Here is a 25,994-nt window from a genome sequence, read left to right as displayed (position 1 = left end):
AGTGAAAAATGAATAATCTGTCCACCATGATGAGAGAAATTGAAGGATACCTATCCAGCGCCATTCTCGAATCAGCCCAGGCCTGTTCCCGCCGTTTGCTCGCCGCTCTACCCGATACGCATCATCCCGAAAACAACCGTGTGCTCCTCGCCTATGGCGGTGGCAAAGACAGCAGCTACATGGTGGCGTATGTGCGCTACATCCAGGGGCTGATCTGGCAACAGCGCGGCAGCACCTTCCAGCTGCGCATCAGTACCAACCGCCATGCGGCGATGAACGACAGCGTGATGGAGAACATCGATCGCGTTTATCGCGCGCTGCATATCCACAACGATGACTTTACCGAATGTCTGGTGACCGACGGATTACAGATTCGTCCTTTTGCCCGTCATCTGCCGATGCCGGAAGCAGTACGCCAGCAAAATCGCCACGATGTGCTGATGAATGGCCACCGTTTCCGCGCTGATGCACGCTCCACCTTCTGCAACGCCTGCAACCTCAGCATGGTGAACTCCTTTGGCCTTGCCGCGCACTACGCTGGCGGGGTGGATATGATCATTACCGGCGATTCCCCGCAGGAACAAACCGCTTACCTCGCGTGGGCGCGCCATCTGTCACGGCTGTTTGATGCACCGGTGGCGGATAAATCACGCGGCTTTAGCGGCTTTCTGCAAACCCTTGATGGCGTCGCTGAACGTTATTTTGCTGATATCTACGGCGCCGATCAGGTCACACCGGCGCATCGCATCACCTGGCAGCTGGCCCGCGACCCGCTGTTCTTCAATATCTATCAGGACACCGCCTATGAAGCCGGTGCGCACTGGGCGCTGCTGACGGAGTTTATGCATTTCCGCTTCGATGAACTGATGTTCAGCTTTTCCGAATCGGACTGCGGCAATCCCACCTTAATGGCCCATATTCGCGGTCTACGCGCGGAAACGCTGTTGCAGCGTAGCTATGCCGAAGGCATTCGCGAATATGTGCGCTTTGCGCTGGGGTTGATGCAGCAAAAGGATTTCCCACCCCAGCTGATTGAGGAGATGGCGGCGCGTTATCAGGATGATGAGGCTATCGCACGGGCGCGTCAGCGCGCTGCGCAGTTCGCGGAACAGGCCTTTGGCCTCAATGAAACCCAGCTGGTGTGCATGATTTACTCCCCGTTTATCGCCAGCGGCAGGCAGCTGGCGGCCTGGTTACATCAGTTGCCGCAACCGCCGCAGGAGCAGGCCGTGCGGGCGCTACTGGCGGGTGACAGCAACGATATCCAGCTGGCACAACAGCTGGAACAACTGTCCGGCCTGACCATCACCCAGATGCGCCATTGCTGGCGCAGCGCGCAGGTGAGTTCGCTGCTGGATAACCAGCAGCACGATGCCCTGTCGCGCGTGTTGCGCTTCGATCCCCACAAAGCGGTGATTCAGGTGAACAATGGTGTCCTGCAGGACATCGTCACAGAAGTGATTTCCGGGCGCTGACCCGGTAAGGCTAAGCGATGAGAAAGATATTCCTGCAGATTGGCGCGACCCGTGACGGGCAAAACCCGTACTGCGCCGTGGCGAAACGCGAAGGCTATTTTACCGTGCTGGCGGAGATGGGTGATTTTGTCGATTACCAGTCGCTCAGCTTTACGCTGCCGTTCGATCTGATCGTACGGCTTGACCGGCCAGAAAACCCCTGGGATGTGTTGCAGGCCTGCCTGCGTGCCGGGCTGCTGGAGCATCCCCAGGTGGTGCTGGCGGGGTTTGAGGCCTACAACGTCTCCGCCGGACGGGTACGCGAGATGCTGGCTGGCCCGGATGCCGGTCCCGGTTTTATTCCCCCGGATAAATATGCGCAACGCATGGCGCTGCGCAAAGCCTGGCCGCGTTTCCCGCAGCCGGAATTCCGCTTCTTCGCTTCTCCGCTCAGCATTCGCGATGCGCGTGAGGCACTGCTTTATCCGTGCGTGATCAAGCCGGTCGATGGCGGTGGCGGCCTCGGGATCTGGCTGGTGGAACAGGCCAGCCAGCTCGACACCGTGATCAATAAACTGGTCGATACCATGAATTACGGCGGGCGCGGTTTCTCCGGCTTTATCGTCGAAAGCTGGCTGTGCGGCGATGAATATTCGCTCCAGGGGGTGGTGGATAACGGTCACGCCGTGGCGCTGACCTGCTGCCAGAAGGTGATCGAACATCACAGCGATCAGGATGGCAGCATCAGCTTTTACGAATCCGGGCATGTGGCGATGGCGGCACAACAGTTGCCCGCCTCCTTCACCAGCCTGATGAGTTTCTGCTGCGAAACCTTTGGCTACCGTCAGGGGGCCTTTCATATCGATTTCATCGTGGTCAACGGCGAGCCGCATTTTCTCGAAATGGGTTTCCGCCTGTCGGGAATGGGCGTGGTGAATCTGGTCGAGGAAGTGACCGGCATCAACTGGGCCGAAATCGCCTTTCACATCGAAGCGGGACGCGGCATGCCCGAGCTGCATTTCTGTCAGGCCACTCAGGTGGTGGGACGCTTACGGTTACGCCAGCCACTGCAATATCGTCAGGCGGAGCAGTGGATCGCCCAACAGCAGCGCGGTCAGCTATTGCCGCCGCTCAATCTGCCTGCGCTTGAAGTCTCGCCGCGCTCCTCGCTGTACGCCGATTTAACCCGCCATGCGGGCATCCTCGCCACCTTCCGTCTGCCGGGCAACAGCCGCGACGACGTGCTGGCGACCTTCCATCAGATTCTCGATGTCTCGTCCTTTGCCACCCGGGGGGATTTACTATGTGCAGAATGATTCTGGCGCACGGTCAGTTTGATGCCGCAGCGGTACTGGAGGCGGCGCGCGCCATGAGCTGCGGAGAAACCGCCACCCATGATGGTCCGATCAAACAACATCCGAACGGCTGGGGCTTGCTGTGGCGGGAACAGGGCCATATTCGCACGTTGCACGGCACCGGCACTTTTGCCGATGCGCTGCCGGGGATTGATGTCGACCGTCTGCGCGGCCGCTTTCTCGCGGTGCATGTGCGTCATGCCACGCTGAGTAAAAATCAGGGCATCGAATTTTCGCATCCGCTGTGGCGTACCAGCGGCCAGACGCAGTGGTACATGATGCACAACGGCTTTCTGCCGACGGTGCACCAACAGCTCGGCATGACGGAGTCACGCTTTGATTCGGCGGAATACCTCGAATATATGGTTGATCGCGCCACGCCTGCCGATTTCACCCGTAGTTATCTGCGCGACAAGATGGCGCAGGTGGCTCCCGGTGGCAGCGCGGCCAATGCCATTTTTGTCACCCGCGAGAAAGCCTGGGCGTGGCAATGGCATCCCGATGACACCCCCTACCCGGATTATTTCACCCTGCACCACTGTCAGCATAACAACAGCACGTTTATCTCTTCTGAACCCATTGCAGCACTGGGCGCGGCGTCCTCATGGCGTCGTATGAGCAACCATGAACTTCATGAAATTCCTTTGTCGGAGTGAACAAGCATGGCCATTTTCAATCAGATACGCGTTATTAGCCCCAAAATGTTTGTGGAAAGTACCTGGCTGGATGACATTGTTACTGCGCGCGTACCGCTGCTGGTGCTGCGTAATTTCCTGACCCCGGAAGTGCGTGAAGCGGCGGTGGATGACCTGCAACTTTGCCGCGAAAAGGTGCGGGTATCCCACTATCCCAACGGTGCGCTGACCACCCTTGGCCCCTATCTGGCGAAGCATACCGCTGCGCCGGAAAACTATTTCACCGAACTGCGTGATATCCAGCCCGCGTTACCGCCGTCGCTGCACTGCCTGCGTGACCAGGTTTACAACTGGGTGAAACACGCATTACGGCTGGAAAGCCTGCAAACCGCCACCGATCCACAGCACGGCGATTACGCAGGTTCGATTGTGCGCTTCCATGCCAATGGCGTCGCTAATCCGCTGCATAACGACAACATCGTGCGCGATGCGGCGGGCAGCGGCCTGGCTGTGACCAACATTTTGCATCAGCTGAGTTGCGTGGTGTGCCTCCAGGAGTGCAACGCCGGGGGTGAACTGCGCATTTTTAATAAGAAATGGCAGCCGGTGGACGAGCGCTTTAAAACGCCCGGCGAACTCGGCTACCAGAGTGGCGTGGTTGAGCATTGCGAAACCTGCGAATTTTCGCCGCGCAGTGGCGATATCTATCTGTTTAATCCTGCTTTTTATCATGAAATTGATCGGGTGGAAGGCGATACACGCATCACCATGGGCTTCTTCTTTGGTCTCACCGACAAAAAGATGAAGCACGCGATTGCCTGGAGTTGACCCGAGGCCCGTCATACGAGGAGAAAAGATGACAACCTTTGAGAAAGTGATCACCCAACTGGAGCAGCATCAGGCGGATTATCGTGTGATTGAGCATGAGGCCATCGGTCAGACCGATGTCATCAGCGCCATCCGTGGTAACGAGCTGAATCAGGCCGCAAAGGCGATGGTACTGGAAGTCACGATGCCGGAGGGCGCGGAGGCCCGTTACCTGCTGGCGATTGTGCCGGGTGATTGCAAAATTAACTTCAAAAGCGCCGCTCGCGCCATCGGCGGCAAGAAATCGAGCTTTGCTGCACCCGAAAAAGCCCAGGAACTGACGCAATGCGTGATGGGCGCGGTGCCACCCTTTAGTTTTGATGACCGGCTGGCGCTGCGCGTTGATGCGCGCCTGCGTGATGTCGGTACTTTGTGGTTTAACGCCGGGTTGCTGGAACGTTCAGTGGCGCTGGATGTGAATGACTATTTTCGTGTTATCGGCGATGACTGCTGCGCAGAGATCGCCACCCCCGTGACGGCGACCGCCTGATCGCGGCAGAAGGAATTTTTATGTCAGTCAAAGATCTCTTATTAGCCCTGTGTGTGGTACTCGCCTGGGGCGTCAATTTTGTGGTGATTAAGCTGGGGCTGCATGGCATGCCCCCCTTTTTGCTGGCGGGACTGCGTTTTACTCTGGTGGCATTCCCGGCGATCTTTTTCGTTAAACGCCCGGCCATTCCGCTGCGCTGGCTGGTGGTGTACGGCATGACCATCAGTTTTGGTCAGTTCGCCTTCCTGTTCCTCGCCATCAAGCTCGGTATGCCAGCCGGTCTGGCGTCGCTGGTGGTGCAGGCGCAGGCCTTTTTCACCCTGATACTCGGCGCATTGCTGCTGGCGGAGAAACTGCGCTGGAACCATATCGTCGGCATTCTGGTGGCGACCCTCGGCATGTTTACCCTGGCAACCGCTGGGATGGAGGGGCAAACCACCGCAGGCATTACGCTCACCACCATGATGCTGACGCTGGCGGCGGCGTTGTCGTGGGGATTGGGCAATATCACCAACAAGATTATTCTGCGTAACCGCAAAGTGCCGGTGATGTCGCTGGTGGTATGGAGTGCGCTGGTGCCGATGGTGCCGTTCTTTGCCTGTTCATGGTGGTTTGAAGGGCAGGAGACGATTGTCAGCAGCCTGCTGAATATCTCGCTACAAACCGTGCTGGCGCTGATCTATCTGGCCTTTGTCGCCACCATCGTCGGCTACGCCATCTGGGGCAATCTGCTGAGTCGCTACGAAACCTGGCGCGTGGCACCGCTGTCGCTGCTGGTACCGGTGGTGGGGATTCTCAGTGCGGCGTTGATTTTGGGTGAAACCCTGTCGGCGCAGCAGATGCTCGGGGCATCGGTGATTATTTTTGGTCTGCTGATCAATGTGTTCGGCGGGATGGTGAGCCAGCGATTTCTGGTGAGAACCTAACAAGCTAAAAATCGCACAATATTGTAGCGGCGCGATTTATCGCGCAAATCTGTGCCCGGTTGCAAAAACCCGCGCAATAAATTGCGCCGCTACACCGGTATGAAAAAGCCGCATCTCTGCGGCTTTTGCTTTATTTAATTTATTTCAAAATTTCAATCCGACGCGGTTTCGCCTCTTCGGGGACGATGCGTTCCAGATCGATGCTTAACAGGCCATTTTCGAGACGCGCATCGCGTACCACGATATGGTCGGCCAGCTGGAATTTACGCTCAAAGTTACGCTCGGCGATGCCCTGGTACAGGTATTTACGTTCCTGTTGCTCCTCGGGATGCGCGCCGCGCACAACCAGCATATTGTCGTGTGACGTGATATCTAACTCGCTTTGGGCAAAGCCCGCAACGGCAATGGTGATACGGTAGTGGTTTTCGTCTACCAGCTCGACGTTATACGGAGGGTAGCCACCATTGGCCTGGTTCTGATTGGATTCCAGCAGGTTAAACAGACGATCGAAACCAATCGCAGAACGATAAAGCGGAGAGAGATCAAAATTACGCATATTAGGACTCCTGATATTCAGCAAGTTTTGGCAACCTTCCACCATGGACAGGTTGTGCGGCCCGTTGCTCTCCCTGTCGGCAAAAGCAGCGTGACCTTATCCTAAAAGTGGGTGCGGTTTTGTCGCTTTCAAGTTTTCATTAGGATTTTCTTGCAGCAATTCTGATGAAATAGCATACACTCAGGAAATTATTCGCCTGAGACTCAGGACATCACCCCAGAGTGATGCAGCGCAGGTGACACACTCCAGCCAGGGCCATGCCATGACTGAAGGGATGAAGACGATGAATATAATGAAACGCTTTTCGCTGCCAGGCCTGTTGGTCTGTTGTGCATGTACCACCTCCGGTTGTTCCAGCGTCATGTCCCATACTGGCGCCAGCCAGGGTTATTACCCCGGCACCCGCGCCAGCGCGGAAATGCTGACGGATGATCACACCAGCTGGGCGATGAAACCTTTGGTCGCGATTGATCTGCCGTTCTCAGCGGTCATGGATACCATCCTGCTGCCGTGGGATTACTTCCGCCACGATGATGATAAATCGATCGACTCACCGCGTGAGCGCGTGCGGCAAAGCGAGAAGCTGACCGGTACCCAGGCCAGCCTGTCTACCGCTGCCGCTATGCCTGCGGAAGCGCACTGACGCAGAACAGCTGTCGCCAGCCGTTAACCTCGCGCATATACGCAATCTTCTGCCCATCTGGCGACCAGACCACCGCATCACCGGATGGCGGCAGCTCACTGTGCGGCGTCAGCCGTGTGCATTTACCTGATGCCCACTCGCAGCGCATCACGCTATTATCGCAGATAAAGGCGATCGCCTCCCCGCCAGGATGCCAGCTAAAGGCGGACTGAATGCTGCTTTCCAGCTGCGTTACCTGCCGCGGCATCCCACCGTTGGGGGAGACCGTCCATAGCTGCACCACACCGTTGTCATCCGCCAGCAGAAAAGCAATCGCGCTGCCGTCCGGCGCTGCGCGCAACCAGTGACGCGGCTGTAAAGCCAGCCCTTTGCTCCGGGTCACGCGGCGCTGTTGAACCCCGGCCGGTGGCGCAGGCAGTTTATCCACGGTTCCCTGTAGCGGCACCGCCCCCGGTTTCGCGTAATCTGCCAGCGCACCCGGCAAATCCACCACAAACACCTCCGGCACTTTTTCGCCATCAACCGCCCGCGTATCACCAATAAACGCGATGGCCCAGCGCTGCCAGCTGCCGTCTGGCTTTTGATAGCCGCGATCGCCAATCCAGCACTCTTCATACGCCCGATCGATTTGGTCGCTACCCGGCTGCGGATCGCGCTGGGTCTGGCTGACCAGCACACAATAATGGCTGCCTTCGTATTCACGCGGATGATGCTTTGGCGGACACACCGGATGCAGCGGCACGGCAACACCGACGTTGCGCAGGTCATCGCGTACATCCTTTTCATGCATCACATGATCGTTATAGGTGAAGCTGAGACGCGAACCATCCGGGCTGAAGACATGGACATGGGAACCGCCGCGCAGCGCGCCTGGCGTGTAGGGTGCAGTGATATCACAGGCATCAAGGTTTTCCGCGATACCTCGCTGCACAATCACGCCACGCCGATGGTGGAAATCGTAATGCCAGTGCGCATCGGGACGTTCCGGGCCGTGGATGCAAACGTAGCGTGGCGGCAGATCCGGGCTGACGGTAACTACGCCAACGTAGGCACCGTCGCGGGCCTGATACAGCACTTCCACAGCGCCGCTCTGCACATTAACGCGCTCAATGGTCAGGCTGGTAAAGGAGGCACCGGAAGGCCGGACATCAAACGCCAGCCATTGGCTGTCGGCAGTCCAGACGTTGATATTGGTGAGCTGGTGATGACGTTCTGCAAAGGTGAGTTGTTTTTCTGACATGGGGCAACCTTACATCCAACAGTTGCCAGACAAACTACGCGATTCTGCCCTGCCGGGCCAGTGCTCCGGCAGGGCGCAACGCCATCAACCGACGCGCTTCACATCACCAACCAGCAGGATATAAGAAAGTGCACCGATCAGCGCCACCACCGAGATATAAACCAGCGCCGGGGCGAAACCGTAATCCTGCGCCAGATAGCCCACCACCAGCGGTACGCTGATGCCACCGAGGCCACCGATAAAGTTAAACATACCGCCAGTCAGGCCAATCAGCCGCACCGGGGCCAGTGATGAAACCAGCGACCAGGTAATTGACGCGAAGCCGTTACCGAAGAACGCCAGCGCCATCAGCGCCATAATCCACATCGGATCGTTGGTGTAGTTGGCTCCCATAATGCAGGTGGAGATCAGCAGGCCACAGATAATCGGCGTTTTACGCGCAAAACCCAGTGAACGGCCACTGCGCACCAGCCGGTCCGCCACGATACCGGAAAGAATCACCCCGACAAAAGCGGCGAGGAAAGGGACAGTGGTCATAAAGCCCGCCGTCAGCGCGCCAATGTGTTTTTCCTGGGTCAGGTAGTTCGGGAACCAGGTCAGGAAGAACCACAGGGTTGAGGTCACGGCAAACTGGCCGAGATACACGCCGCACAGTTTACGGTGGAACACCAGTTTCCAGTCGGCAGCGGTCACCCGGCTGCGGGCTTTCTTCTCAGCGGGCGCATCCCCTTCCACCATCGCGCCGCCTTCGCGAATATAATCCAGCTCGGCCTGATTGATGCCTTTACTCTGATTTGGAGCCTGATAAACCTTAATCCACACCAGCGACCAGACCAGGCCAATCGCCCCGGTGAGGATAAACACCCAATGCCAGCTCAGCAGCTCCTGAATCCAGATCAGCAGCGGCGTCAGGAATGCCAGACCAACAAACTGGCCGGAAGTGTAGAAACCCACCGCCGAGGCGCGTTCGTGCTCCGGGAACCAGCTGGTCACCAGGCGGTTATTGGTCGGAAACGCCGGGGCTTCGAAGACGCCGGTAATGGCGCGCAGGCCGATCAGCGACAATAAACCACCGGCAAAGCCCTGGCATAAGGTGGCGATCGACCAGCCGCAGATAGCAATAAAATAGGTCAGGCGCGAGCCGACACGATCGAGAAACCAGCCACCGGGAATCTGGCACAGCGTATATAACCAGGCAAAGGCGGAAAAGACATAACCCATTTCTGCTTTGGTAATGCCAAATTCCTGCTGAATATGGGCAGAGGCGACAGCTAAATTCGCGCGATCGACATAACAAATTACCACCGTAATAAATATCATCAATAACGTGATATAACGGCGGCGCGTCGGCCGGGCCTGAACGGCAGAGAGATCCATGGTGTTTCTCCGGATACGTAGGGTATCTATATCGGTAATAACCGCTCATGGCGGCAAATAAGGCGCGCAGCTATCCTGCACAGCCGGATAAGGCTGCGCGCCGGTGGTGGCGATAAATAAAGCGTGCACGAGGCCCTGCGCCTTATTTACCGGCACATCGTTATCAGAGATTTAATAAATTCAGAGCTTAATCAAATTACCATTCAGCGACAGAACCATCCGGGAAGCGCCATAATGGATTACGCCAGTCCGGCGCATTTTTACTGCGTTCAATCACCAGTTCTTCATTAATTTCTACGCCAAGACCCGGTTTATTTAATGGATAGAAATGGCCGTCATCCATTTTAAAATCGTCTTTATTGATCACGTAATCGAGCAGCTCGGCACCCTGATTATAGTGAATGCCCATGCTCTGCTCCTGGAACACCGCATTGCGTGAGACGAAATCAATATGCAGGCAGGCCGCCAGTGCAATCGGTCCCAGCGGGCAGTGCGGAGCCAGCGCCACATCGTAAGATTCCGCCATCGCCGCGATTTTGTAGCATTCGGTGATACCGCCCGCATGGGACAGGTCCGGCTGCAGAATTGCCAGCCCACCGGCATCCAGCACACGTTTGAATTCGAAGCGCGAGAACATACGCTCACCGGCCGCAATCGGCAGATGGGTTTGCGCCGCCAGACGCGGATAATATTCCGCTTGCTCCGCCAGTACCGGTTCCTCAATAAACAGCGGACGGTAAGGTTCCAGCTCTTTAATTAACACTTTCGCCATCGGTGCGCTGACGCGACCGTGGAAATCGAGGCCAAACTCGATGTCCTTGCCAAAGGCTTCACGGATCTGCGCCACGGTATTCACCGCTGCATCAATTTTACGTGAATTATCAATGATCCCCATCTCTTCACAGCCGTTCAGCTTGAAGGTATCGAAGCCGATGGTGCGCAGTTTTTTGATGCCATCGATCACTTCCGCCGGGCGATCGCCACCGACCCAGCTGTAGGCTTTGATGCTGTCACGCACCAGGCCGCCCAGCAGCTGATACACCGGCACGCCAAGCGCTTTGCCTTTGATGTCCCACAACGCCTGATCGATACCGGCGATGGCGCTCATCAGAATCGGACCACCGCGATAAAAACCGCCACGATACATCACCTGCCATAAATCGTTGATGCGTGCCGGGTCCTGACCCACCAGATACTCCGACAGCTCATGCACCGCCGCCTCGACACTGCGCGCGCGGCCTTCAATCACCGGCTCACCCCAGCCGACGATGCCTTCATCGGTTTCGATTTTCAGGAACATCCAGCGCGGTGGCAGGCGGTAAGTCGTCAGTTTGGTAATTTTCATCGTACAGCGTCCTTATAAGCAGCAATAAATGCGCGGGCCTTCTCCACGGTACGCGTCAACGGCTGACCGGCGCGATAGAGATCGCCGCCTAAGCCCGCACCGATACAGCCCGCGGCAAGGAATTCATGCAGGTTTTCTGGCGTCACGCCGCCAACGGCAAACACCGGCACGTCCGGTGGCAACACCGCCTTCAGGGCTTTGATGTAACCGGGGCCAAACGCCGATGACGGGAAAATTTTCAGCGCCTGTGCGCCAGCTTGCAGGGCAGTAAAGGCTTCGGTGGCCGTCGCGCATCCGGCAGCCACCGTCATGCCGCAGGCCACCGCCTGGCGAATCACCGCCGCGTCGGTATTCGGCGTCACCACCAGCTTGCTGTTGAGCGTTGCCAGTTGATCCACCTGGGCGGGCGTCAGCACCGTACCGGCACCGATCAGCGCTTTATCGCCAAAGGTGTTCACCATCGCGCCAATGCTGCTGGCCCAGTCCGGTGAGTTAAGTGGGATTTCGATGGCATCGAAACCCGCCTCAATCAGTGCGCCAACGTGTGCCTCGGCTTCTTCCGGCCTGATGCCACGCAGGATGGCGATCAGCGGTAACTTAGTTTGCCAGTTCATGGGCAATGCTCCTTATTCCGTGCTGGAAGGCACGGTCACCTTCCAGCGTGACTGAATCATGTCCGATAAAATGCAGCGCCTGCTGGTAACGCTGCGCCAGCGCGCTGCCAGCAATAATGGTGATCGGCTGTGCTGCGGTGCTGGCCGTCATCTGCGCCACTTCATGGCCGATCAGCAGGCCAGACAGGAAATCGCTGATATGGCGACGGTCGCGTGCGCCCAGCACATGCGCCGCGCGCACTTCAAACAAACGCGCCAGAATCGAGCGGTCATGGCTGCCAATATCCAGACCGGCGCGGAAGGCTGCTGCATTCTCTTCCTGCTGCGGCAGGCCCGCGCCAATCAGGGATTGCGTCAGCAGCAGATGATGAAGTTCCCCGGTCATCACGGTGCGGAAGTCGATGACGCGGTCCTGTTCCATCTGCACCCACTTGGCATGCGTGCCGGGCATCACATACACCGACGCCGGATGCAGGGCCAGTGCGCCCAGCAGCTGAGTTTCCTCACCGCGCATGACGTTGTAGTTGTCCTCACGTTCGACGCACAATCCCGGCACGATCCACGCTTTATCCTCCACGCGGGTCAGGCGACCTGCCAGTGCGCTCAGCGCCACCGGACAGCTCAGATACGGCACCGAAAGCCAGCCCGCATTGCTGCCGACCATACCGGCCATCACCACCGGCACTTCATCCACCGGCCAACCTGCGGTGACGCTGGCAAAGACCTCAGCCGGGGTGCGTCCGTTCAGGCGGGTCACCCCCGCTTCGGAACGGCGTTCATCGATGCACTCCCCGTGCTGATAACGCCAGGCGCGCAGATTGGTGGATCCCCAGTCAATCGCGATATAGCTGGTCACATAAACTCCTTTAGTCGTGCCGTTGAGCTGGCGATCATCGCTTTGGCGGCCTGTTCGGCAGCGTTCGCATCCTGATGGCGAATCGCGTCAAACAGCGCTTTGTGCTCGGCCAGGGTGCGCGGCATGTTGCCTTCGTCCGGCATATAGGTTTTGGCGAACACCGCCTTTTGCAGCTGACTGATCGCCACGTTGAGTTGCTGCAAAACCGGGTTATGCACCGAGGCCAGCACCGCTTCGTGGTAGCGAATATCTGCTTCGTTAAAGGCATCCCGATCGAGGTGATTCGCCACCATGTCGTTAAATGCCTGTTCAATTGCTGCTAAATCGTTGGAGGTGGCGCGTTCGGCCGACCAGCGCGCAATCTGCGGCTCCACCAGCACACGGACTTCGTTCATCGCGGCAATCAGACGCGGGTCCTGATCGTGCGCCAGCGCCCATTGCAGGACATCGCTATCGAGGTAATTCCACTGATTACGCGCGGTGACAAACGCGCCGCGATAGCGCTTCATCTCCACCAGGCGTTTGGCCATCAGCGAACGAAACACTTCGCGGATGATGTTGCGCGAGGTGGCAAAGCGTTCGCAGAGTTCAGCTTCGGCGGGCAACGCGCCACCCGGTGCAAACTTCCCTGCCACAATCTCTTCCCCCAGCGTCAGGATGATGCGCTCGGTTTTGCTTAATTGTTCTTGCGTCATGATGTTCCATTCAATGAAAGGCGGTGTACCCTCAGAGTACTACAATCTGCACCGTCTCAACCTCTGGTGCAGATTGTAGTACCATCAACTGAGTTTGTACTACAATCTGGATCACAAAATAGACAACCCATTGCGCAGATTTTTGCCGGGGGACGGAAATGAAAACAGCGCGATAAATCGCGCTGTCAGGTGTTAAAACGCAGGAAGGGTTACAGCACTAACTCTTCGATAGCGTAGGCAACGCCATCTTCCATGTTGGTTTTGGTGACAAATTGCGCGATGCTTTTCACCGAATCAATCGCATTGCCCATCGCCACGCCGGTTCCGGCGTACTCAATCATCGCCAGGTCATTTTCCTGATCGCCAATCGCCATCACTTCTGACTGTTGCAGGCCGAGTTTTTCCGCCAGCATTTTGACGCCATAGCCTTTGTTAACGCGTGGGTCGAGGATTTCGAGGTAATAAGGCGCGCTTTTCAAAATGGTGTAGCTGTCGCGGGCGCGGGCTGGCAGTGCGGCAATCGCTTTATCCAGCAGTGCGGGCTTGTCGATCATCATCAGTTTCGGGAAGCGCGTCGCCGGGTCCATCTCTTCCACGGCACGATAGCGCACCGGAATGCCGGTCAGGCTGGCTTCATGGATGGTGTATTCACTGAGATCTTTGTTCGGCGTATACAGCGAAGAGTGGTCAAAAGCATGGAAATGCACGCCAAGTTCACGCGACAACTGTTCGACATAGCGAAAATCGTCAAAACTCAGTGTCACTTCTGCCACGCTCTCACCGCTATCGGCGCGTTGCACCAGCGCACCGTTATTGCTGATGCAATACTGACCCGGTTGACGCAAATCCAGCTCCTGCAGATAGCGCTCGACACCGACAAAAGGGCGGCCTGTTGCCAGTACGATCGCAACGCCTTTGTCGCGTGCACGCCCAATCGCCGATTTTACTGCCGGGGTGATGAGGTGGTACGGATTAAGCAGGGTGCCGTCCATATCGATCGCAATCAGTTTTATCGCCATAACGTCCTCGTTAATTCAGGGTTTGCATCCATGCTAGCGCGATTCAGCTCACATTGACCAGTTTATCGACACAAACGGCACCTTGCCTGTCAGTTCCCCAGTGGTTTACGCACAAACAGGCCGTAACTCAGCGCGCCAATCATCAGCAATGCCGCGCCCAGCAGGAATACATTGGTGAACTTGCCGGTGGTATCGAGGATGATGCCGGTGACAATCGGTGCCATCGCCGCACCGAGGAAACCACCGAAGTTCTGGATCGCCCCCAGGGACGCCACCTGTGATTTTGGCGCGATATCCGTCGCCAGCGTCCAGAGCGCACCCTGCGGCATCTGCGAACAGAAATAACCGAGTGCCAGCAGGGTAATCGCCAGCGGCGTACTGTCGACAAAAGGAATCGGTGCCACAAAGCAGGCTGCCAGCGCCGCACCGGTCACCACCGGGATTTTACGCGCGGTGATGGCGCGAACGCCGTTGCGTACCAGACGATCCGACAACATACCGCCCACCAGCACACCCAGAATGCCGCACAGGAAAGGAATCGAGGCGATCCAGCCGGTGGCTTTCAGGCTGAAGCCAAGGGATTTTTCCAGATAGCCCGGCAGCCAGGTGAGATAAACCCAGATGGTGAACATGATGGAGAAGTTACCGATCACCATAAACCAGGTGGTGCTGTGGCGGAACAACGCGCCCCAGCTCGCCTGGGCTTTCTCTTCCGGCGCGGCCTCGCTGCGCTGACCAGCATGCAGCAACGCATCTTCGCGTGCTTCAGGATCGCGATAGAATTTCCACCACGCCAGCAGCAAAGGAATCCCCATCAGACCGATGGCAACAAACATGCCACGCCAACCGAACGTCAGCAGCAGCACGGTGAGGATTGGCGGCGCGATGGCGTTGGCGATCTGCGAACCGGTATTGATGATCGCGGTGGGCAAACCACGTTCGTTCTCACCAAACCAGCGATGGGTGATTTTGATACCAGAGGTAAAGAACGGGGATTCAGAGATACCCAGCATCATGCGCAGGCCATAGAAGAAGCTATAGCTGTTCACGAAGGCGGCCAGCACGGTAAACCCGGACCATAACCCCAGCGCCCAGGAGAACATTTTCTTCGGACCAAACTTATCCACCAGCCAGCCTGCTGGCAGGTTAGCCAGCGCGTAAGGCCAGAGAAACGCGGATAACAGCAGGCCCATCTCGGTTTGCGAGAAACCAAACTCGGCCGCGATGGTGGTGTTGGCGATACTCAGGTTCGCGCGATCAAGGTAGTTCACCACCGCCGCCAGCAGCAGGATGGTGATGATGCCCCAGCGCAATTTCCCCACCAGCGTGGGTTGTGCCACCGCTGCGCCGGACAGCGTATTCACAGAGGTTTTCATTGCGTCGCCCCCGGTGAAGTGAACAGGTTGAGATGAATTTTGATCACTGCCTTACGGATCGGCTGCGCTTCAGGCGCGGCGCAGCAAGGACGATGAACATCGTGCGGGAAAAACAGCGCAAACATGCCCGGCGTCAGGGTGATCATCGATTCATCAATCGTCTCCTGATAAAACACCACGTCGCGTTCCGCACGCAGATCTTCGGTGATGACATGCTGAGGATGCGCGCGTGCCACGCCAATATTCTCGCGCCCGGCCAGCAGGTACTGGATATCAACGTAGTTAAAATGCGACTCGGCGCGACGATCGCTGGCCGGTTCGGTGTCCATCTCCTGCACCAGGCAGAACATCTGGTTATCTGGCAGCAGGTCGTATTTGCCGGTCGCCAGCTGGCTGAAATCGGTATCGGCAATCCAGCGCAGTGCCTGGTCGACGATGGGGTGGAAAGCATGGCGCTCGCGCGCCCAGTCCTGGCTATCACATACAATCATGGTGTTTTCCCTGTCGTTATCGTTAATGGGTTCAGGTACAGCCGTAGCGGCGCGATTTATCGCGCTCTGTTCAGCGATTTTGCCGTCGAAACCCGCGCGATAAATCGCGCCGCTACAGATGTTTTTTAGTAAATCTGATGTCAGCTGAGCTGATGTTACTTATCGATACGCTGCTGCCAAATCTGGCTGCCATCGCGGATCTGGTCGAGCAGTACGCCCAGTCCCCAGAATTTCTCCAGCACGTTGTCTTTGTTGACGCGGCAATGTTCACTGGCGAAAGTGCCGAGGCGCTGATGGTAGATTTTGGCGTTTTTCGGATAGCCGAGAGTTTCCGTTACCGCGCTGAGCGACAGGAACAGCGACAGCTCATGGGCTTTTTCCGCCTGCTGCGCCCCCTGGTGGTAAAGCCAGTGATACAGGCCCGGATGGAAGTTGGTGAAGACGCCGCTGAAGCCTTTGGAACCGGCCTGCATGGCTGGCCAGGCGATGGCGGCGTTGGCGTTGATCACCGCCAGCGGTGTACCTTCGGCCAGCTGCACGCGGCGGGTCACGGTCGGCAGATCGCAGCTCACGTCTTTCAGCACCACGAAACGGCCGCTGTTGGCGCAGAAGCTAAATTCTTCATCGCTCAGCAGACGACGGTACGGAGCCGGACACTCGTACAGGCCGAGCGGCATGGAAACTGGCAGCGCGTTGAGCAGATGATTGAGGTGCGCGTAGAAGGTGGTGCTGCCTTCATTTTTCGGGTCGAGGTGGTTGGTCACCAGCACCAGCGCATCAATGCCGGTGTTCGCCATCGCCTGCAATTCAGTGGTTTGTTCAGCCAGATCGTCGCTGATATGGCCAGAGGCAATCACCGGCACACGGCCCTGCACTTTTTCCACCACAAACTTCGCCAGCGCCACACGTTCCTCAAGGCTGAGGAACTGCATCTCGCTTGACTGGCACACGGCGAACAGCGCATCGACGCCTTCTGCCAGATACCAGTTAATCAGTCGCTCCAGTCCGGGATAATCAACCTGGTTGTCGGCGGTAAACGGGGTAAGCATAACCGGCACAATGCCTTCGATTTTTTTCATGATCTCTCCTGCCAGCGGTTCCACCGCTGTGATTTGTTATCGTTGATGAAGTCGGGCCATAACCTGTTGTCGATCCGGCATATTGCTGGCACCTTCACGTTCCACAGCCAGCGCGGCAAAGGCCGATGCCCAGGTGGCGGCCTGCAACAGGCTTTGCCCCTGTGCCAGCGCCGCAGCCAGCGCACCGTTAAAGGCATCGCCTGCGCCGGTGGTGTCGACGCTCAGCGCCGGAAAAGCGGGAATATGATGAAATTGTTGGTTATCAAGCAGTAACGCACCGCGTGAACCCATGGTGATGATGACGCGGCGGGCACCGAGCTGGACGATGGCCTGGGCCGCCGCGCGCGCACTGGCCAGGTCGACGATTTCAATGCCGGACAGCAGCGAGGCTTCGGTTTCGTTGGGGGTCAGCACGTCGATCATTGCCAGACAACTCAGCACCTCGGCGGAAAACGGTGCCGGGTTCATAATCACCCGCACACCCAGCGTATGGGCGAGACGGATGGCGCTACGCGTCGCCTCGAAGTTGTTTTCCAGTTGCAGCAACAGCACGCTGGCATCCGACAGCTCATGGGTCAGCTCGGCGATTTCGTCGTCGGTGAAAGTTTTGTTCGCGCCGGAATAGATGGCGATCATGTTCTCGCCATTCTCCTGCGAGACGTAAATGATGGCGCTACCGGTCGGCTCACGATCGGTCTGATACAAACGGAACGAGTGAATACCAGAGGCGGAAAGGTGGTCGAAGGCAAATTTGCTGAACTGATCGGTACCGACCTTGGCGACAAAATGCACTCGCGTACCGGCACAGCTGGCGGCCATCGCCTGGTTGGCACCTTTGCCACCCGGTCCGAGGGTACTGCCCAGCGCCAGCAGCGACTCGCCACCGCGAGGGAAGCGCGCCACTTTCGCCACGATATCCACGTTGAACGCGCCCAGAATGCACACTTTTCCGTTCTTTTCTGAGACTTTGGCGACCGTTTGTCGCGCCTGCAACCGCTCCAGCAGCACTTCAAAATTACCGCCGCTTTCGCTGATCAGCTTTTCCTGTAGGTTGCGGCGCAGCGCGATGGCCCCGCCATAGCAGCGCTGTACCAATCCTTCACGCGCCAATGCGCCGAGATCGGTACGAATGGTTTCACGCGTCACGCCCAGCTGGCTCGCCAGTCCGTTAACCGTGACACGATCGTGTTCATCCAGCCATTTCAGTATTTGGTTGCGTCGTTCTTCCAGAAACATGCGTCATCCCCTCCGCTTCGCCAAAAGCGTAAGGGAGCAGCCCGCAGATGTAAGTGACACGGATCGCAGCGCACGGGAAAAAACGGAAGCAAACAAAAGCTAACGCAGATGTTTTTTAAGCAAAAAAGGAAATGTCAGGCGGGTAACAACAGAGGCAGAAACAAAAAACCCTTCCCGGATGGGAAGGGTTTGGGCATATCAGATATCGATATTGGCCGCTTTCAGCGCGTTCTCTTCGATGAAGGCGCGGCGCGGTTCTACCGCATCGCCCATCAGCGTGGTGAACAGCTGATCGGCAGCAATGGCGTCTTTGATGGTGACGCGCAGCATACGACGGCTGTCCGGGTCCATGGTGGTTTCCCACAGCTGCTCCGGGTTCATCTCGCCCAGACCTTTGTAACGCTGTACTGACAGACCGCGACGCGACTCTTTCACCAGCCATTCAATCGCCTGTTCGAAACTGGTCACCGGCTGACGACGCTCGCCACGTTCGATAAAGGCGTCTTCCTCGATCAGACCACGCAGCTTCTCGCCGAGCTCGCAGATTTTGCGATATTCCGGACCGCCGATGAATTCGCTGTCCAGCGGGTAATCGGTATCCACGCCGTGGGTACGCACACGCAGCACCGGCTCGAACAGGTTCTGTTCACGGTTAGCGCGCACCTGCGCGACGTAGGTGCTGCCGTGCGCTTCGCGCTCGGTCAGGTACGCCACCAGCCCATCCAGCCAACCTTTAACTGCGGCCTCATCGCTGAGATCGCTCAGGGTTGGGTGGTAAATCAGGCCACGCAGCAGCGCGAGCGGGTAGCGGCGCTCCATACGTTTGATCATGCGTTGCGTGCTGTTGAAGCTCGCCACCAGATTTTCCAGCGGCTCGCCACCCAGTGCCGGGGCGCTGGCGTTGGTGTGCAGGGTCGCGCCATCCAGAGCGATCGCGATTTGATACTGATCCATCGCTTCGTCGTCTTTGATGTACTGCTCTTGCTTGCCCTTCTTCACTTTATACAGCGGCGGCTGAGCAATGTAGACATGGCCACGTTCAACGATTTCCGGCATCTGACGATAGAAGAAGGTCAACAGCAGGGTACGAATGTGCGAGCCGTCGACGTCCGCATCGGTCATGATGATGATGCTGTGATAACGCAGTTTGTCCGGGTTGTATTCGTCACGACCAATACCGCAGCCCAGCGCGGTAATCAGCGTGGCAACTTCCTGCGAGGAAAGCATCTTGTCGAAACGCGCTTTCTCCACGTTAAGGATTTTACCTTTCAGCGGCAGAATCGCCTGGTTCTTACGGTTACGGCCCTGTTTGGCGGAACCGCCTGCGGAGTCACCCTCCACCAGGTAGATTTCGGACAGCGCCGGGTCGCGTTCCTGGCAATCTGCCAGTTTGCCCGGCAGACCGGCCAGATCCAGCGCGCCTTTACGGCGGGTCATTTCACGGGCACGACGTGCCGCTTCACGCGCACGCGCGGCATCAATAATTTTACCGACGACGATTTTCGCGTCAGACGGGTTTTCCAGCAGGTACTCAGCCAGCAGTTCGTTCATCTGCTGTTCAACCGCCGATTTCACTTCTGAGGAAACCAGCTTGTCTTTGGTCTGCGAGGAGAATTTCGGGTCCGGCACTTTTACCGATACCACGGCAATCAGACCTTCACGCGCGTCATCGCCGGTGGCGCTGACTTTGGCTTTTTTGCTGTAACCTTCTTTGTCCATATAGGCATTCAGGGTACGCGTCATCGCCGCACGGAAGCCCGCAAGGTGAGTACCGCCATCGCGCTGCGGAATGTTGTTGGTGAAGCAGTAGATGTTTTCCTGGAAACCATCATTCCACTGCAACGCCACTTCCACACCAATGCCGTCCTTCTCAGTGGAGAAATAGAACACATTGGGGTGAATCGGATTTTTGTTGCGGTTGAGGTATTCAACAAACGCCTTGATACCACCTTCGTAGTGGTAATGGTCGTTTTGTCATCGCGCTTGTCTTCAAGGCGAATCGACACGCCAGAATTGAGGAACGACAGTTCGCGCAGGCGTTTTGCCAGGATCTCGTACTCAAATTCCGTCACATTGGTGAAGGTTTCATGGCTCGGCCAGAAACGCACGCGCGTACCGGTGGCTTCAGTGTCACCGACCACGGCCAGCGGTGCCTGCGGCACGCCGTGAATGTAGGTTTGCTGGTGCACTTTGCCATCGCGACGAATGGTCAGTTCCAGTTTCTGCGACAGGGCGTTTACTACGGAGACACCCACACCGTGCAGACCACCGGAAACTTTATAGGAGTTGTCGTCGAACTTACCGCCCGCATGCAGTACCGTCATGATGACTTCAGCCGCCGATACGCCCTCTTCCGGGTGAATACCCGTTGGGATACCACGGCCATCATCCTGCACCGATACCGAGTTATCGGCATGGATGGTCACCATAATGTCACTACAGTAACCGGCGAGCGCTTCGTCAATGGCGTTATCCACGACCTCGAATACCATGTGATGCAGACCGGTGCCGTCATCCGTATCGCCGATATACATGCCAGGGCGTTTGCGTACCGCATCAAGCCCTTTCAGAACTTTGATACTTGAGGAGTCATAAGAATTCGACATCAACGTTTCTCGCTCATTTAATCTTCAGGTTGAACTGCTATTTTACCCTGTTCCACGCGGAACATCTTGCCCTTTTCGTCGCTCATGTCGATTACATGCTCGACACCGATGGCACTGACGAATACCTGAGCCTGAGTGGCTTTTAAACGCTCCGCTAACAGGCGGCGACGCACGTCATCCAGCTCCGAAGCAAAGTCATCAATCAGGTACAGGCAGCGACGCCCACTGCTGCGCGTCAGGTATTCCCCCTGCGCCAGGCGCAGTGCGCACATCAGCAGTTTTAACTGGCCGCGTGAGAGTAAATCTTCTACCGGCGTCCCTTCGGCACGAATACGGAAATCCGCTTTGTGCGGGCCGCTGGCGGTGTATGTCAGCGCGCGATCGCGCTCGAAATTGCGTTCCAGCAGTTCGCCGTAGTCGCTTTCCTTGTCCCAGCCACGCTGGAAGGAGAACGCCAGTTCAAATTCCGGCAAAAACTGGGCGCAGGTGGCGGTGATTTCGCGGGAGATCGCTTCGCTGTATTCAGCACGCCAGGCGCTGATTTGCTCCGCCAGCGGCACCAACTCCTGATCCCACGGGCGAATCTGGCTGTAACGCGTGACCTGACGCAGTGCGGCGTTACGCTGCTTTAGCAAACGACGCAGATTGCTCCAGGCATGGAAAAAACCGGGGGCAGAGTGAAAACAGCCCCAGTCGATATAGGCTCTACGGTATTTGGGGCCGCCGTTGAGCAAAGTAAACCCCTCCGGGGTGATTAACTGCATCGGCAGCAATTGCGCCAGTTCAGCCACTTTATGGCCGTCACTGCCATCAATACGCACCTTGCTTTCCCCGGCGCGATTTTTGGTTAATCCCACCGCCAGCTCGCGCTCACTGCCCTCGATACGGCCATGCAACACAAAAGCCTGTTGATCGTGACGTATCACGCGCCCGGCTTGCAGGCTGCGAAAAGCACGACCATGCCCCAGGGTATAAATAGCCTCCAGCACGCTGGTTTTGCCGCTGCCATTAGCACCTACGAGGAAGTTAAATCCTGGCGCTAAGGTCAGATCGGCCTGCTCGATGTTGCGAAAATCTTTAATCAGGAGGCGGGTTAAAGCCATCAATCAATCCAGCTTTGGAGGATAAAGGAGAGGGTTTCACCTAACTAATGCGACCCAGGGCGTAGACGGCGAAGCTAGTTTGTGCACGGCCAGCGCGCAATCCCCTGGGAGCATACTGAAGTATGTGACCAGGGGTGAGCACTGCCCGGGTGCAAAATAGCGAGTAAGTTAGCCCGATATTTTCTACAACCTCATCGGCATAACAACGTACGCTGCAGCCGGACTGGCGACGTCTTCGATCTGCACGCTGGAGACGGAATCGGTCAGCAACAGGCGGACGTTTTCGCACTTCAGCGCGTTCAGCACATCCAGCACGTAACTGACGTTAAAACCGATCTCCAGTTCGCTGCCGTTGTAGCTGACATCCAGCATCTCTTCCGCCTCTTCCTGTTCCGGGTTGTTGGCGGTGATTTTCAGCTGATTTTCGGTGATATAGATACGAACACCGCGGAATTTCTCGTTCGACAGGATCGCCGCGCGGGCAAATGCCTGCTTGAGCAGATCACAACCGGCTTCCAGCGCTTTGTCGGGATTTTTCGGCAATACGCGGCGATAATCCGGGAAACGGCCATCAACCAGCTTCGACGTAAAGATAAAGTCGCCGACATGCGCACGGATGTTGCTGCTGCCAATCTGAACCTGCAACGGTGTTTCGCCACCGTCGAGCAGGCGAACCAGTTCAATCACCCCTTTACGCGGTACGATCACCGAATGGTCAGGCAACGCCTGGCCTATCGGCATCGAGCAAACCGCCAGACGGTGACCGTCGGTCGCCACGGTACGCAGTTCTTCCCCTTCGGTTTCAAACAACATGCCGTTGAGGTAGTAACGCACGTCCTGATGCGCCATCGAAAACTGTGTCGCTTCAATCAGACGCTTCAACGTGGCCTGCGGCAGGGTAAATTCTACCTCGCTCTGCCAGTCATCCAGATTCGGGAAGTCACTGGCAGGCAGCGTGGAAAGCGAGAAACGGCTACGCCCGGAACGCACCAGCATTCTGTCGCCTTCCAGTGTCAGGGAGATCTCAGCACCATCCGGCAAACCACGACAAATATCGAGGAATTTACGCGCCGGGACGGTGGTTGCACCAGGTTCATGCGGCTGCGTTAACGCAACGCGGGCCACCATCTCCATTTCCAGATCGGTGCCGGTCAGCAACAAAGTGCCGTCATTTACCTGCAGCAGTAAATTTCCGAGGATCGGCAGCGTCGGACGCCCACCGAGCGGACCGCTGACCTGTTGCAGCGGTTTCAGCAACTGCTCACGTTCAACAATTAATTTCATAGCGTCAGGAAGATAAGGTTCGAATGAGGTTAGAGAAATCTTCTTTGATGTCGTGGCTTTCTTCACGCAGCTGCTCGATTTTACGGCAGGCGTGTAGCACGGTGGTATGGTCACGGCCACCAAACGCATCACCAATTTCCGGCAGGCTATGGTTGGTTAGCTCTTTCGCCATCGCCATCGCCATCTGGCGCGGACGCGCTACCGAGCGCGAACGGCGCTTGGACAGCAAATCGGCCACTTTAATTTTGTAATACTCCGCCACCGTCTTCTGAATATTGTCGATGGTGACCAGCTTTTCCTGCAACGCCAGCAGATCGCGCAGCGCTTCACGTACGAAGTCGATAGTAATGGCGCGACCGGTAAAGTTGGCGTTGGCAATCACGCGGTTCAGCGCGCCTTCCAGCTCACGGACGTTGGAACGCAGACGCTTGGCAATAAAGAACGCCACTTCACCCGGCAGGCGGATGTCGTTTTCATCGGCTTTCTTCATCAGGATAGCGACACGCGTTTCCAGCTCCGGCGGCTCGATCGCAACCGTCAGTCCCCAGCCAAAACGCGACTTGAGACGATCTTCCACCCCGTTGATCTCTTTCGGGTAACGATCCGACGTCAGGATGATCTGTTGATTGCCTTCCAGCAACGCATTGAAGGTGTGGAAAAACTCCTCCTGCGAGCGCTCTTTATTGGCAAAGAACTGGATATCATCGATCAGCAGCGCATCGACAGAACGATAGTAACGTTTGAACTCTTCAATGGCGTTGTTTTGCAGGGCTTTCACCATATCCTGCACAAAACGCTCGGAATGCATATAGACCACTTTGGCATTGGGTTTACGCGCCATGATGCCATTCCCCACCGCATGTAACAGGTGGGTTTTGCCCAGACCGGTGCCACCATACAGGAACAGCGGGTTGTAAGCGCCGCCCGGATTGTCTGCCACCTGACGTGCCGCCGCGCGCGCCAGCTGGTTAGATTTACCTTCGACAAAGTTGTCAAAGTTGTGGCGGTTATTCACGTTGGAACGGTAAGTCACATCGGCCGGAGCAGGCACCGAATCCCAGCTGGGACGCAGCGTTTGCGCCGGAGCCGGGCGGTTTTGTGCCGGAGCGGGCGCGCTGACGCTGGCCATCGCAGGCTGACTGGTCGCGACCTGCGCGACCGGACGCGTGCCGACCTCAAAACGCAGCAACGGCACATCCGCACCGCAGAATTCATTCAGCAGCCCATTGATACTGTTGAGATATTTATCCCGAACCCAGTCGAGTACAAACCGATTTGGTGCATACAAGGCGAGCGTATTGTCGTTCAATTCAGCCTGCAGCGGACGAATCCACATGCTGAATTCGGTGGCAGGAAGCTCATCCTGCAAACGGGCAAGACACTGTTGCCAAAGCGTAAGTGACACGGCGGACTCCACTCGTACAAAATCGATAAGAATTTTAGGCGCTAATAAAAGAAACGTTCGTTTTTTGACACAGGCGATCAGAAAGCGCCCGCGACCGCTATCCGCGGTAGTCTCCCCCGTCGATCGCAGTGCGGATCGTCAGCGGAAGGGCGGATCATAGCGCAAAGCGGCACAGAGATCTTCCCTTTCTACACAGTTTTGATCCAATTTATCCACAGGGTAGTGGCGCGCTAAAGAGTTTACGCCTTCTGGCGGAAAAGCGAGCGGGGATCAGGATGAAAGCTGCAAATTTTCTGGCGGCGTCTCGTTTTCTGTGCAAAAAATCCCCCTCTTGATCGCAAGAAGATCCTGCGCGATCCTTGCGCTTTGCCGTATAGCCCGTATAATTCTCCACCCCGGCGTTGTCGCGTTTAGCCCAATGCCCGGAAACAGCGGGCTGTATCCGGGTTTTCCTGGTACCGCGACCAGCGAAGTAAATTGACTCTGGACTGTACAATTATTACAATCCCGCCTCTTTATTAAAGACACATTGAGGCGTCGGTCGTTTTACTGGCCCGAATACGCGTCACCCAGTGAAAATTTTCAAGTTTAGGTAGAAACCGCCATGAAACGCACTTTTCAACCGTCCGTACTGAAGCGCAACCGTTCTCACGGCTTCCGTGCACGTATGGCTACAAAAAATGGTCGTCAGGTTCTGGCACGTCGTCGTGCTAAAGGCCGTTCTCGTCTGACCGTTTCTAAGTAATAAAAGCTAACCCTCGTGGTTAAGCTCGCATTTCCCAGGGAGTTACGTTTGTTAACTCCCACTCATTTCACTTTCGTCTTCCAGCAGCCACAAAGGGCTGGCACGCCGCAAATCACCATCCTCGGCCGCCTTAATTCGCTGGGGCATCCCCGCATCGGTCTCACCGTCGCCAAAAAACATGTAAAACGCGCCCATGAACGTAACCGGATCAAGCGATTGACCCGCGAAAGCTTTCGTCTGCGCCAACATGAACTGCCAGCGATGGATTTTGTGGTCGTGGCTAAAAAAGGGGTTGCTGACCTGGATAATCGTGCGCTGGCGGAAGCGTTGGAGAAATTATGGCGTCGTCACTGTCGCCTGGCTCGCGGCTCCTGATCGCCCTGATACGCGTGTATCAACGCGCCATCAGCCCACTGCTGGGACCTCATTGCCGGTTCAATCCCTCCTGTTCGCAGTATGGGATTGAGGCATTGCGTCGCTTTGGGGTAATAAAAGGCAGTTGGTTGACGATTAAACGCGTATTAAAATGCCACCCTTTGAACCCGGGTGGCGACGATCCTGTGCCGCCAAAAACCTTTGATACCAGAGAACATTAAC

At 56.8% G+C, this 25,994-nt stretch carries 25 protein-coding genes and 1 pseudogene; 10 read left to right on the top strand and 16 right to left on the bottom strand.

Translation table 11 applies throughout. The features are described from left to right. The first annotated feature begins 8 nt into the window (after window positions 1-8). The 6 genes from HA50_RS20925 to HA50_RS20900 are packed head-to-tail and all read left to right on the top strand — an operon-like array spanning window position 9 to window position 5,727. Window positions 9-1,475: a hypothetical protein gene (locus HA50_RS20925; protein WP_084878199.1), complete on the top strand. Its 1,467-nt coding sequence runs from the start codon at window positions 9-11 to the stop codon at window positions 1,473-1,475. 17 nt (window positions 1,476-1,492) lie between these two features. Then, a complete protein-coding gene (locus tag HA50_RS20920) occupies window positions 1,493-2,770 on the top strand; it encodes an ATP-grasp domain-containing protein (RefSeq protein ID WP_084878197.1) in 1,278 nt (425 codons plus the stop codon). Beyond that, the gene (locus HA50_RS20915; RefSeq protein ID WP_084878195.1) at window positions 2,758-3,465 is read left to right on the top strand and encodes a class II glutamine amidotransferase; all 708 of its coding nucleotides are present in this window, start codon (window positions 2,758-2,760) and stop codon (window positions 3,463-3,465) included. Before HA50_RS20920 ends, HA50_RS20915 begins: the two co-directional genes overlap by 13 nt. Window positions 3,466-3,471: 6 nt before the next feature. Continuing rightward, window positions 3,472-4,272, top strand: coding sequence for a 2OG-Fe(II)-dependent halogenase WelO5 family protein (locus tag HA50_RS20910; protein ID WP_084878193.1), 801 nt, complete (start codon window positions 3,472-3,474; stop codon window positions 4,270-4,272). Between the two features lie 28 nt (window positions 4,273-4,300). Then, window positions 4,301-4,801: a YbaK/EbsC family protein gene (locus tag HA50_RS20905; protein WP_084878191.1), complete on the top strand. Its 501-nt coding sequence runs from the start codon at window positions 4,301-4,303 to the stop codon at window positions 4,799-4,801. Between the two features lie 20 nt (window positions 4,802-4,821). Next, window positions 4,822-5,727 (top strand): EamA family transporter, encoded by a 906-nt coding sequence (locus tag HA50_RS20900; RefSeq protein ID WP_084878188.1) that lies wholly within the window; start codon window positions 4,822-4,824, stop codon window positions 5,725-5,727. A 139-nt stretch (window positions 5,728-5,866) separates the two neighbouring features. Here HA50_RS20900 and ibpA read toward each other — a convergent pair whose 3' ends face one another. Continuing rightward, window positions 5,867-6,283 (bottom strand): small heat shock chaperone IbpA, encoded by a 417-nt coding sequence (gene ibpA / locus HA50_RS20895; protein WP_013507211.1) that lies wholly within the window; start codon window positions 6,281-6,283, stop codon window positions 5,867-5,869. Between the two features lie 283 nt (window positions 6,284-6,566). Here ibpA and HA50_RS20890 point away from each other — a divergent pair, with 283 nt between their 5' ends. Further along, window positions 6,567-6,926: a YceK/YidQ family lipoprotein gene (locus HA50_RS20890; protein WP_167379252.1), complete on the top strand. Its 360-nt coding sequence runs from the start codon at window positions 6,567-6,569 to the stop codon at window positions 6,924-6,926. On the opposite strand, the gene HA50_RS20885 is transcribed toward HA50_RS20890, so the two are convergent. The 15 genes and pseudogenes from HA50_RS20885 to dnaA form a co-directional block, all read right to left on the bottom strand. Continuing rightward, window positions 6,904-8,166, bottom strand: coding sequence for a YidR family protein (locus tag HA50_RS20885; protein WP_084878183.1), 1,263 nt, complete (start codon window positions 8,164-8,166; stop codon window positions 6,904-6,906). The genes HA50_RS20890 and HA50_RS20885 overlap by 23 nt on opposite strands. Window positions 8,167-8,250: 84 nt before the next feature. Further along, complete coding sequence (locus HA50_RS20880) at window positions 8,251-9,543, bottom strand: MFS transporter (protein ID WP_084878181.1); 1,293 nt, start codon at window positions 9,541-9,543, stop codon at window positions 8,251-8,253. A gap of 196 nt (window positions 9,544-9,739) precedes the next feature. Continuing rightward, complete coding sequence (gene dgoD, locus HA50_RS20875; protein WP_084878179.1) at window positions 9,740-10,888, bottom strand: galactonate dehydratase; 1,149 nt, start codon at window positions 10,886-10,888, stop codon at window positions 9,740-9,742. Further along, entirely contained in the window at window positions 10,885-11,502 is a 618-nt protein-coding gene (locus HA50_RS20870; protein WP_084878176.1) for a 2-dehydro-3-deoxy-6-phosphogalactonate aldolase, read from the bottom strand. Before HA50_RS20870 ends, dgoD begins: the two co-directional genes overlap by 4 nt. Beyond that, window positions 11,486-12,358, bottom strand: a complete 873-nt coding sequence (locus HA50_RS20865) for a 2-dehydro-3-deoxygalactonokinase (RefSeq protein WP_084878174.1) — start codon at window positions 12,356-12,358, stop codon at window positions 11,486-11,488. Before HA50_RS20865 ends, HA50_RS20870 begins: the two co-directional genes overlap by 17 nt. Continuing rightward, the gene (locus HA50_RS20860) at window positions 12,355-13,053 is read right to left on the bottom strand and encodes a FadR/GntR family transcriptional regulator (RefSeq protein ID WP_084878172.1); all 699 of its coding nucleotides are present in this window, start codon (window positions 13,051-13,053) and stop codon (window positions 12,355-12,357) included. Before HA50_RS20860 ends, HA50_RS20865 begins: the two co-directional genes overlap by 4 nt. 209 nt (window positions 13,054-13,262) lie before the next feature. Next, entirely contained in the window at window positions 13,263-14,072 is an 810-nt protein-coding gene (gene yidA, locus HA50_RS20855; RefSeq protein WP_084878170.1) for a sugar-phosphatase, read from the bottom strand. 89 nt (window positions 14,073-14,161) lie between these two features. Beyond that, the gene (locus tag HA50_RS20850; RefSeq protein WP_084878168.1) at window positions 14,162-15,448 is read right to left on the bottom strand and encodes an MFS transporter; all 1,287 of its coding nucleotides are present in this window, start codon (window positions 15,446-15,448) and stop codon (window positions 14,162-14,164) included. Continuing rightward, window positions 15,445-15,939, bottom strand: coding sequence for a NanQ anomerase/TabA/YiaL family protein (locus tag HA50_RS20845; RefSeq protein WP_084878166.1), 495 nt, complete (start codon window positions 15,937-15,939; stop codon window positions 15,445-15,447). Before HA50_RS20845 ends, HA50_RS20850 begins: the two co-directional genes overlap by 4 nt. 155 nt (window positions 15,940-16,094) lie before the next feature. Further along, on the bottom strand, window positions 16,095-17,018 hold the full coding sequence (locus tag HA50_RS20840; protein ID WP_084878164.1) for a dihydrodipicolinate synthase family protein: 924 nt from the start codon (window positions 17,016-17,018) through the stop codon (window positions 16,095-16,097). A gap of 36 nt (window positions 17,019-17,054) precedes the next feature. Beyond that, window positions 17,055-18,254 (bottom strand): PfkB family carbohydrate kinase, encoded by a 1,200-nt coding sequence (locus tag HA50_RS20835; protein WP_084878162.1) that lies wholly within the window; start codon window positions 18,252-18,254, stop codon window positions 17,055-17,057. 198 nt (window positions 18,255-18,452) lie between these two features. Then, window positions 18,453-20,860, bottom strand: a pseudogene (gene gyrB, locus HA50_RS20830) (DNA topoisomerase (ATP-hydrolyzing) subunit B). A gap of 17 nt (window positions 20,861-20,877) precedes the next feature. Continuing rightward, the gene (gene recF / locus HA50_RS20825; protein WP_084878160.1) at window positions 20,878-21,963 is read right to left on the bottom strand and encodes a DNA replication/repair protein RecF; all 1,086 of its coding nucleotides are present in this window, start codon (window positions 21,961-21,963) and stop codon (window positions 20,878-20,880) included. 183 nt (window positions 21,964-22,146) lie between these two features. Continuing rightward, window positions 22,147-23,247, bottom strand: coding sequence for a DNA polymerase III subunit beta (dnaN, locus tag HA50_RS20820; RefSeq protein WP_084878158.1), 1,101 nt, complete (start codon window positions 23,245-23,247; stop codon window positions 22,147-22,149). 4 nt (window positions 23,248-23,251) lie between these two features. Continuing rightward, window positions 23,252-24,652: a chromosomal replication initiator protein DnaA gene (gene dnaA / locus HA50_RS20815; protein WP_084878156.1), complete on the bottom strand. Its 1,401-nt coding sequence runs from the start codon at window positions 24,650-24,652 to the stop codon at window positions 23,252-23,254. A gap of 604 nt (window positions 24,653-25,256) precedes the next feature. On the opposite strand from dnaA, the gene rpmH reads away from it, so the two are divergent. Genes rpmH through yidD form a run of 3 tightly spaced genes read left to right on the top strand, consistent with a single transcriptional unit; the run spans window position 25,257 to window position 25,993 of the window. Then, the gene (gene rpmH, locus HA50_RS20810) at window positions 25,257-25,397 is read left to right on the top strand and encodes a 50S ribosomal protein L34 (protein WP_003849659.1); all 141 of its coding nucleotides are present in this window, start codon (window positions 25,257-25,259) and stop codon (window positions 25,395-25,397) included. 15 nt (window positions 25,398-25,412) lie between these two features. Further along, complete coding sequence (rnpA, locus tag HA50_RS20805; RefSeq protein WP_036625704.1) at window positions 25,413-25,772, top strand: ribonuclease P protein component; 360 nt, start codon at window positions 25,413-25,415, stop codon at window positions 25,770-25,772. Further along, entirely contained in the window at window positions 25,736-25,993 is a 258-nt protein-coding gene (yidD, locus tag HA50_RS20800; protein WP_084878154.1) for a membrane protein insertion efficiency factor YidD, read from the top strand. Before rnpA ends, yidD begins: the two co-directional genes overlap by 37 nt. Window position 25,994: the final 1 nt, after the last annotated feature.

Source organism: Pantoea cypripedii, assembly GCF_002095535.1.
GTDB classification, from domain to species: Bacteria; Pseudomonadota; Gammaproteobacteria; order Enterobacterales; family Enterobacteriaceae; genus Pantoea; species Pantoea cypripedii.
The sequence above is the reverse complement of the archived record's forward strand: the minus strand, read 5'-3'. Positions and strand labels throughout refer to the sequence as shown.

Excerpts from the sequence above, each read along its gene's own strand:
- yidA (WP_084878170.1), bottom strand. The coding sequence starts at position 14,072 with ATGGCGATAAAACTGATTGCGATCGATATGGACGGCACCCTGCTTAAT.
- dnaN (WP_084878158.1), bottom strand. The coding sequence starts at position 23,247 with ATGAAATTAATTGTTGAACGTGAGCAGTTGCTGAAACCGCTGCAACAG.
- HA50_RS20845 (WP_084878166.1), bottom strand. The coding sequence starts at position 15,939 with ATGATTGTATGTGATAGCCAGGACTGGGCGCGCGAGCGCCATGCTTTC.
- HA50_RS20850 (WP_084878168.1), bottom strand. The coding sequence starts at position 15,448 with ATGAAAACCTCTGTGAATACGCTGTCCGGCGCAGCGGTGGCACAACCC.
- HA50_RS20925 (WP_084878199.1), top strand. The coding sequence starts at position 9 with ATGAATAATCTGTCCACCATGATGAGAGAAATTGAAGGATACCTATCC.
- HA50_RS20890 (WP_167379252.1), top strand. The coding sequence starts at position 6,567 with ATGAATATAATGAAACGCTTTTCGCTGCCAGGCCTGTTGGTCTGTTGT.
- dgoD (WP_084878179.1), bottom strand. The coding sequence starts at position 10,888 with ATGAAAATTACCAAACTGACGACTTACCGCCTGCCACCGCGCTGGATG.
- HA50_RS20870 (WP_084878176.1), bottom strand. The coding sequence starts at position 11,502 with ATGAACTGGCAAACTAAGTTACCGCTGATCGCCATCCTGCGTGGCATC.
- yidD (WP_084878154.1), top strand. The coding sequence starts at position 25,736 with ATGGCGTCGTCACTGTCGCCTGGCTCGCGGCTCCTGATCGCCCTGATA.
- HA50_RS20885 (WP_084878183.1), bottom strand. The coding sequence starts at position 8,166 with ATGTCAGAAAAACAACTCACCTTTGCAGAACGTCATCACCAGCTCACC.
- HA50_RS20860 (WP_084878172.1), bottom strand. The coding sequence starts at position 13,053 with ATGACGCAAGAACAATTAAGCAAAACCGAGCGCATCATCCTGACGCTG.
- recF (WP_084878160.1), bottom strand. The coding sequence starts at position 21,963 with ATGGCTTTAACCCGCCTCCTGATTAAAGATTTTCGCAACATCGAGCAG.
- HA50_RS20900 (WP_084878188.1), top strand. The coding sequence starts at position 4,822 with ATGTCAGTCAAAGATCTCTTATTAGCCCTGTGTGTGGTACTCGCCTGG.
- HA50_RS20880 (WP_084878181.1), bottom strand. The coding sequence starts at position 9,543 with ATGGATCTCTCTGCCGTTCAGGCCCGGCCGACGCGCCGCCGTTATATC.
- HA50_RS20835 (WP_084878162.1), bottom strand. The coding sequence starts at position 18,254 with ATGTTTCTGGAAGAACGACGCAACCAAATACTGAAATGGCTGGATGAA.
- HA50_RS20910 (WP_084878193.1), top strand. The coding sequence starts at position 3,472 with ATGGCCATTTTCAATCAGATACGCGTTATTAGCCCCAAAATGTTTGTG.
- HA50_RS20905 (WP_084878191.1), top strand. The coding sequence starts at position 4,301 with ATGACAACCTTTGAGAAAGTGATCACCCAACTGGAGCAGCATCAGGCG.
- rpmH (WP_003849659.1), top strand. The coding sequence starts at position 25,257 with ATGAAACGCACTTTTCAACCGTCCGTACTGAAGCGCAACCGTTCTCAC.
- HA50_RS20920 (WP_084878197.1), top strand. The coding sequence starts at position 1,493 with ATGAGAAAGATATTCCTGCAGATTGGCGCGACCCGTGACGGGCAAAAC.
- HA50_RS20840 (WP_084878164.1), bottom strand. The coding sequence starts at position 17,018 with ATGAAAAAAATCGAAGGCATTGTGCCGGTTATGCTTACCCCGTTTACC.
- ibpA (WP_013507211.1), bottom strand. The coding sequence starts at position 6,283 with ATGCGTAATTTTGATCTCTCTCCGCTTTATCGTTCTGCGATTGGTTTC.
- HA50_RS20915 (WP_084878195.1), top strand. The coding sequence starts at position 2,758 with ATGTGCAGAATGATTCTGGCGCACGGTCAGTTTGATGCCGCAGCGGTA.